The sequence below is a fragment of the Rhizobium sp. GW821-FHT14E12 genome (genome assembly GCF_058803745.1).
Window position 1 is genome coordinate 337143 of the sequence record NZ_JBXAPH010000005.1, and the last position, 6525, is coordinate 343667.

The 6525-nt window shown below is 61.7% G+C and carries 6 protein-coding genes; 3 read left to right on the forward strand and 3 right to left on the reverse strand.

What is annotated here, in order from left to right; genetic code table 11:
* Positions 1–6: 6 nt before the first annotated feature.
* From AC1RO0_RS20980 to AC1RO0_RS20990, 3 genes are all read right to left on the reverse strand, one after another.
* The gene (locus AC1RO0_RS20980; RefSeq protein ID WP_034521924.1) at positions 7–855 is read right to left on the reverse strand and encodes a carbohydrate ABC transporter permease; all 849 of its coding nucleotides are present in this window, start codon (positions 853–855) and stop codon (positions 7–9) included.
* Positions 848–1786 carry a carbohydrate ABC transporter permease gene (locus AC1RO0_RS20985; RefSeq protein ID WP_498594719.1) on the reverse strand — a complete coding sequence of 313 codons (939 nt, stop codon included), beginning with the start codon at positions 1784–1786 and terminating at the stop codon, positions 848–850. The genes AC1RO0_RS20980 and AC1RO0_RS20985 overlap by 8 nt, the downstream gene beginning before the upstream one ends.
* A 72-nt stretch (positions 1787–1858) precedes the next feature.
* A complete protein-coding gene (locus AC1RO0_RS20990) occupies positions 1859–3169 on the reverse strand; it encodes an ABC transporter substrate-binding protein (RefSeq protein WP_498594720.1) in 1311 nt (436 codons plus the stop codon).
* Between the two features lie 219 nt (positions 3170–3388).
* Here AC1RO0_RS20990 and AC1RO0_RS20995 point away from each other — a divergent pair, with 219 nt between their 5' ends.
* Genes AC1RO0_RS20995 through AC1RO0_RS21005 form a run of 3 tightly spaced genes read left to right on the forward strand, consistent with a single transcriptional unit; the run spans position 3389 to position 6398 of the window.
* On the forward strand, positions 3389–4591 hold the full coding sequence (locus AC1RO0_RS20995; protein ID WP_498594721.1) for an ROK family protein: 1203 nt from the start codon (positions 3389–3391) through the stop codon (positions 4589–4591).
* 40 nt (positions 4592–4631) lie between these two features.
* Positions 4632–5732, forward strand: a complete 1101-nt coding sequence (locus AC1RO0_RS21000; protein ID WP_498594722.1) for a Gfo/Idh/MocA family protein — start codon at positions 4632–4634, stop codon at positions 5730–5732.
* Positions 5733–5756: 24 nt separating this feature from the next.
* On the forward strand, positions 5757–6398 hold the full coding sequence (locus AC1RO0_RS21005; RefSeq protein WP_037219113.1) for a ThuA domain-containing protein: 642 nt from the start codon (positions 5757–5759) through the stop codon (positions 6396–6398).
* The last annotated feature ends 127 nt before the right edge of the window (positions 6399–6525 follow it).

Here is a 6525-nt window from a genome sequence, read left to right on the forward strand (position 1 = left end):
TAAGGCTCAAGATTTCACCGCACCGGCGGTGAGACCCGCGATGATGTGTTTCTGCGCCAGGAAGAAGACGATGATGGTGGGCAGGATGGTGAGCGTGATGAAGGCCAGCACCAGTTCCCATTCCGTGCCGAATTCGCCGCTATAGACCATCATGCCGAGCGGCCAGGGATAGATCGAATCCGAGTTCAGCATGATCAGCGGCAGGATGTAGCTGTTCCAGCTGCCGACGAAGGAGATGATGCTGACGGTGGCGATGATCGGCCGGGAGAGCGGCAGCGAGATATGCCAGAAGAAACGGATATAGCCGCAGCCATCGACAAAGGCCGCCTGGAACAATTCTTCCGGGAGGTTCCGAAAATAGTTTCGGAAGAGAAGAATGCTCATGCCGAGACCGAAGGCCACCTGCGGCAGCACCACGCCCCAATAGGTATTGAGCAGGCCGAGATCGCGGATACGGATGAACAGCGGCAGGATGGCGGTCGCCGCCGGGAACATCAGGCCGATCAGGAAATAGTTGAGCAGGAAGTTCGAGCCGAAGAATTTGACATGCGCGAAGGCAAAGGCGGCCATCGCCGAAACCGATACCGTGAGAAACACGGTCAGCACGGCGATGATCAGCGAGTTCATCATCTGCCGCCAGTAGCGATCGCCGAACAGAATGCCGGTATAATTCTCGAAATGCCACTCGGCCGGCAGGCCGAAGGGATTGACCCGGAGATCCCCCAACGACTTGAAGCCGCCGAGCATGGTTGTGAGCAGCGGGATCAGCACGATGGCGGCGATGATGGTCAACGACGCATAGAGATAGATCTTCGTGCCGATCTTCAGTCGAACGGATGAGGCGATATCAGTCATTGCGCATAAATATCCGTTTGTAGCCGAAGGCGAGGGTGACGCAGATGACGAACAGCACGACGCCAACGGCGCTGCCGAGGCCGACCTGCATGCGAGTGACACCGAAATTGTAGAGGAAGGTCACCATCGTCTGGGTCGAATTGAACGGTCCGCCGCCGGTGAGCGGCATGATCATGTCGAAAAGCTGCAACGAGCCGACGACCGCGAAGAACACCGACAGGCGCAAGGTCGAGCCGAGCAGCGGCAGCGTCACGTAGCGGAATTTCTGCCAGCCGGTGGCGCCGTCGATTTCGGCCGCTTCCAGCACACTCTTGTCTAGGGATTGCAGGCCGGCGATGAACAGCATCATGTGGAAGCCGAAATATTTCCAGACGATCACGCCGAGCACCGCGTACATCGCCAGATCCTTATCAGCGAGCACGTATGGCGTGGCGGTTCCGAGAAAATGTGCGATCGCGGCGAAGAGGCCGTAGTCGCCGTCATAGACGAAACGCCAGATCAGGCCTGCCGCCACTTCCGCCAAAACATAGGGCAGAAAGAAGATCAGCCGGAAGAGCACGACGCCGCGAATGCGGTGCGCCAGCATCGTCGCCAACCAAATGGCAAGCGGCACCTGCACGGCGATCGAGACCACGATGATAAGCGCATTGTTCTTGAGCGAGGTCAGGAACGCGGTGTTCTTGAACAGCACCTGGAAGTTACGCAGGCCGACGAACTCCGTCGGCAGCCCGTAGCCGTTCCATCGGTAGAGGCTGTACCAGGCGGCCTCTCCCATCGGCAGGATGACGAAGATGGAGAACAGCAGCAGCGCCGGCGGCAGGAACAGCAGGATGACGGGCATGCGGCCGCGCGCGGCCGGCGATTTTCGTCGCGCCGCAGGTCTGGCTCTCGCGATGGATGGCATGGCGGTCGTTGCGCTGACATCGGTCATGGACAGTCTCGACATTTGCAATTCGAAAGAGGAATGGCGCCGGCGAAGGTGGCTTGCCGGCGCCCGCCGACGTTAAAGCTGATCCTGCTCGAAGGCGTCCTGGACCTGCTGCGCGCCGTCCTTCGGCGTGATCTGGCCCGAGACGATACCGACCGCGACGTCGTTGACGACACGGCCGACGGAGGGACCGAGATCCTGGTCGAAGAAGTTCTGGTGCCAGGTCGAATGCGCCAGCTGCTCGGCGGCGTCGCCCATCAGCGGCCCCTTGACACCATCTTCGGAACCGACCGTCGCCGGAATGAGCATGCCGGCCTGCGCCATCGTGCGTTCATTCTCCGCATTGGTGAGATAGGCGAGGAAATCAAGCGCTTCCGGCGGAGCCTTCTTGGTCACGGCCCAGCCGTTCAGGCCGCCGAGGGTATCGGTCGCGAGACCAGCGCCGCCGGTGACCGCCGGGAAGGCGAAGCGGCCGACATTGTCGTCGGCCAGGCCCTTGCCGTCGCCGGAATTGGTGCGCTGGTTGGCGACGGTGTTTTCAAAGCCGAGGATCATCGCCGCCTTGCCGTCGCCGAAGATGCCGAGCGCCTGCGGCCAGGTGGCGCCGAGATAGCCGGGCTGGAACGGATCGAGCTTGCCGAGCTCTGCGAGCTGCTCGCCCGCCTTGATGATCGCCGGATCGTTGAAGCCGTTGCCCTGACCGGTCTTGGCCGCGGTGAAGACCGGCTGGCCGCCATCGCGCATCACCAGATAGCTCCAGTAGAAGTGGATCGGCCACTTCTCGCCGCCACCGCCGGCGATTGGCGCAATGCCGGCAGCCTTGATCTTCTTGACCGCCGCCAGATAGTCGTCCCAGGTCTTGATGGCAGTCGCATCGACGCCAGCCTTGGCGAAGAGCGCCTTGTTGTAGAAGAAGGAAACCGTGCCGAGCTTGTAGGGTACGGCACTGATCTTGTCGTCGAAGGTCAGGCCTTTGACCGCCGCCGGATTGTAGGCCTTCAGCCAGGCGCCGTCCTTGGCGTTCATCGCCGCGGTCAGGTCCATCAGCGTGCCGGTTTGCTCCTGCTGCTTCAGCACGCCGCCGCCCCAGCTGAAGAAGAAATCCGGCGCGTCGCTCGATTGCAGCAGCGTCGGCAGCTTTGCCTTGAACGCCTCGTTCGCCAGGAACTGCATCTGGATTTTCACGCCCGGATGCTGGGCTTCATACTGATCGGCGATCTTGCGCCAGACGGCGACGTAGCTCGGATCGGTTTCGAGATGCAGCCACTTGACGACCGTGTCAGCCGCGGCGCTGGTCGCGCCGGAAAGCATCGCAAGTCCCGTGGCAGCAGCAATGGCGGCAATACGCACGCCGCGAAGGGCCTTCGCCCCACGTTCATAAAACATGATTGTCTCCTCCCAAGGGAACAACAGCCTCTATATTTTTTCCCTTATGCGGATTAATTCAACGGAGCTTTGCTGAAATGTCAACCACCATTCCTAAATTTTCAGCAAAAGCGGCGGGAAGCGGCTTGACATCGGACTGTAAGCATAGGCTATTTAATTCGCATCCCGTCAAAAATACCAGGCCGCAACCGAGCGGAATTATCATTCGGCACCATTCTCATGAAAACAGCAGATCCCGAGCTTATGCGGGCGATAAACCGCTTCAATGTGCTGGATACGATCCGGCGGGCGGGCTCGATCGCACGTATTGAAATCAGTGAATACACTCAGCTTTCGACCACCACGGTTTCGGCGATCACCGCTTCGCTCCTCGATGACGGCCTGATCCTGGCCCGCACCGAGGGCGACCTGCGCGAGGCCGCCACCCGTGGCCGGCCGCGGGTCATGCTGGAGCTCAATCCGGACGCCGCCCGCGTTGTTGGCGCAAAAATCGCCGCCAACCGCATGGTCTTCGTCGTCACCAATTTCCGCGGCGAGGTGCTGTCGAAGCTGACGCTTGCCCTTCGCGTCGACCGGCAGCCGATCAGCGTCATCGCCGATCTGATCGAGGATGGCGTCCGCCGCTGCGTCCTCGACGCCAATCTGGCGCTGGATGAGATCGACCAGGTTTGCCTCGGCCTGCCCGGCGTCATCGAGCACCGCACCGGCCATGTCCGCACAAGCCCGATCTTCCGCGAAAGCGGTGTCGACTTTGCCAAGGAAATGTCCGAGCGGCTCGGCGTCGCCACCATTGTCGAGAGCGATGCCCATGCCATCACGCTGGCGCATCACTGGTTCGGTGAGGCAAGAGACCTGGACGATGTGGTGCTGGTGTCGCTGGAGCAAACGCTTGGCCTCGGCGTGCTGCATGGCGGCCAGCTGTTTCGCGGTGCCGGCGGCCTCAGCCACAATCTTGGCGACCTTGCGCTCAGCATCGGCCCGCAGGGAACGGTGAGGCTTTCCAGCCTCGCCGGCGAAAGCGCCATTCTCGGCGACCAGCCGAACGGCCGCTTCGCCGAAGCCATCCGTCTCGGCCGCGGCATGGCGCATGCGCAAACCCTGATCGCCGCCGAGGACAACGCGCTGATCAGCGCCGCCATCCGCGCCGGCGAAGCCTGCGGCATGGCGCTCGCCAACATTGTCACGCTCTTCGCGCCACCGCGCGTTATCCTCGTCGGATCGAGCCTGGCGCTCGGCCAGCCTTTCCTCGACAGCCTTAGGGAGGCCTATTCCTTGGCGATCCCGCCTTCGATCAAGGGGGTAGCGGAACTCGTCTTCGACCAGTCGACGGATGAGACCTGGGCGCAGGGGGCTGCGGTCGTGGCGCTACGCGAGCTCTACGAATCGCCTTGGGGAACGACCGGGCCGGCATCGGCGCTCTGACCCGCAAGGACGGATAAGCATTTCATTTGGAGGAAGTTTTATGGAAAAGGTCGGCATTGGCATTATCGGCTGCGGGAACATTTCCGGCGCCTATCTCAAAGCGATGAAATCGTTTCCCATTCTCGACATCAAAGGGGTCGCCGACCTCAATCGCGAACTGGCCGAAGCAAAGGCCGCCGAATTCGGCCTCAAGGCCGTCGATATCGCCGCCCTATTCGCCGATCCCTCAATCGAGATCATCGTCAACCTGACCATCCCGAAGGCGCATGTCGCCGTCGGCCTGCAGGCGCTCGATGCCGGCAAGCACACCTATTCGGAAAAGCCGCTCGGGATTAACTTCGCTGAGGGCAAGAAGCTCGCGGATGCTGCCGCCGCCAAGGGCCTGCGCATCGGCGCTGCTCCCGACACTTTCCTCGGCGGCGGCCACCAGACGGCACGCGCCATCATCGACGAAGGCGCGATCGGCATCCCGGTCGGCGGCACCGCCACCTTCATGTGCCCCGGACATGAGCGCTGGCATCCGAATCCGGCTTTCTATTATGAAGTCGGCGGCGGACCGATGCTCGACATGGGTCCCTATTACATCACCGACCTCGTCAACCTGCTCGGCCCGGTCTCCCAGGTCGCCGGCTTCACGGTAACACCGCGCAAGGAACGCATCATCACCAGCGAGCCGCGCAACGGCGAGCACATCCCCGTGCATATCCCGACCCACGTCGCCGGTGTCATGGCCTTTGCCAGTGGCGCCGTCGTGCAGATCGGCATGAGCTTCGACGTCGCCGGCCACAAGCATGTGCCGCTCGAGGTCTACGGCACCGAGGGCACGCTGATCGTGCCCGATCCGAACCATTTCGGCGGCGAGGTCGAGTATCTCAAGAAGGGTGGTCAGTTCGAGGCGCGCGAGGTCACAGCGCCCTATGCCGACGGCAATTATCGCTCGCTCGGCGTCGCCGATCTCGCGCACGCCATCCGCTCCAACCGGCCGCACCGCGCCGATGGCAGCCTGGCGCTGCATGTGCTCGAGGTCATGGAAGCCTTCCAGACGGCCTCGGACACCGGCCGCACGGTTACGATATCAACACAAACGGAACGTCCGGCCCCTCTGTCAGAGTCCCTCGTGGACGGAAAAATCGGCCGCTAACCGCGCAATTTCAGGAGGAATATCATGCGTGAAGCACTTATCGTCTGGGGCGGCTGGAGCGGCCACGAACCGCAGGAATGTGCCCATATCATCCGCGACATGCTGGAAGAGGACGGCTTCAAGGTCTACCTCGAAAACAGCACCGAGGCCTTCGCCGACCCGTCGATCCATGATCTCAGCCTGATCGTGCCGATCGTCACCATGTCGAAGATCGAGAAGGAAGAGGTGAAGAACCTCGCCGAGGCCATCGAAAGCGGCGTCGGGATCGCTGGCTATCATGGCGGTGCCGGTGACAGTTTCCGCGAAAGCGTCGAATACCAGTTCATCATCGGCGGCCAGTGGGTCGCCCATCCTGGCAACATCATCGACTACACTGTCAACATCACACGGCCGGACGACCCGATCATGGAGGGGATCACCGATTTCCCCTACACATCAGAGCAATATTACATGCATGTCGACCCGTCGAACGAAGTGCTGGCGACCACCACCTTCACCGGCGATCACGCCTACTGGATCGACGGCGTCGTCATGCCGGTCGCCTGGAAGCGCAAATACGGCAAGGGCCGCGTCTTCTATTCCTCACTCGGCCACCAGGCCAAGGAATTCAGCGTGCCGCAGATGAAAACCATCTTCCGCCGCGGCGCCAACTGGGCGGCGCGGTAAGGGCACCTGCCCCGTTCTGATTTCCGAACAAGAATTGCCCCTCACCCTAGCCCTTGTAACTTAGAACAGACCGTGTGTGCTACTATTGGCCTCGCGGTGGCGGATGGAAGACCGTCGGCCCTTTGGG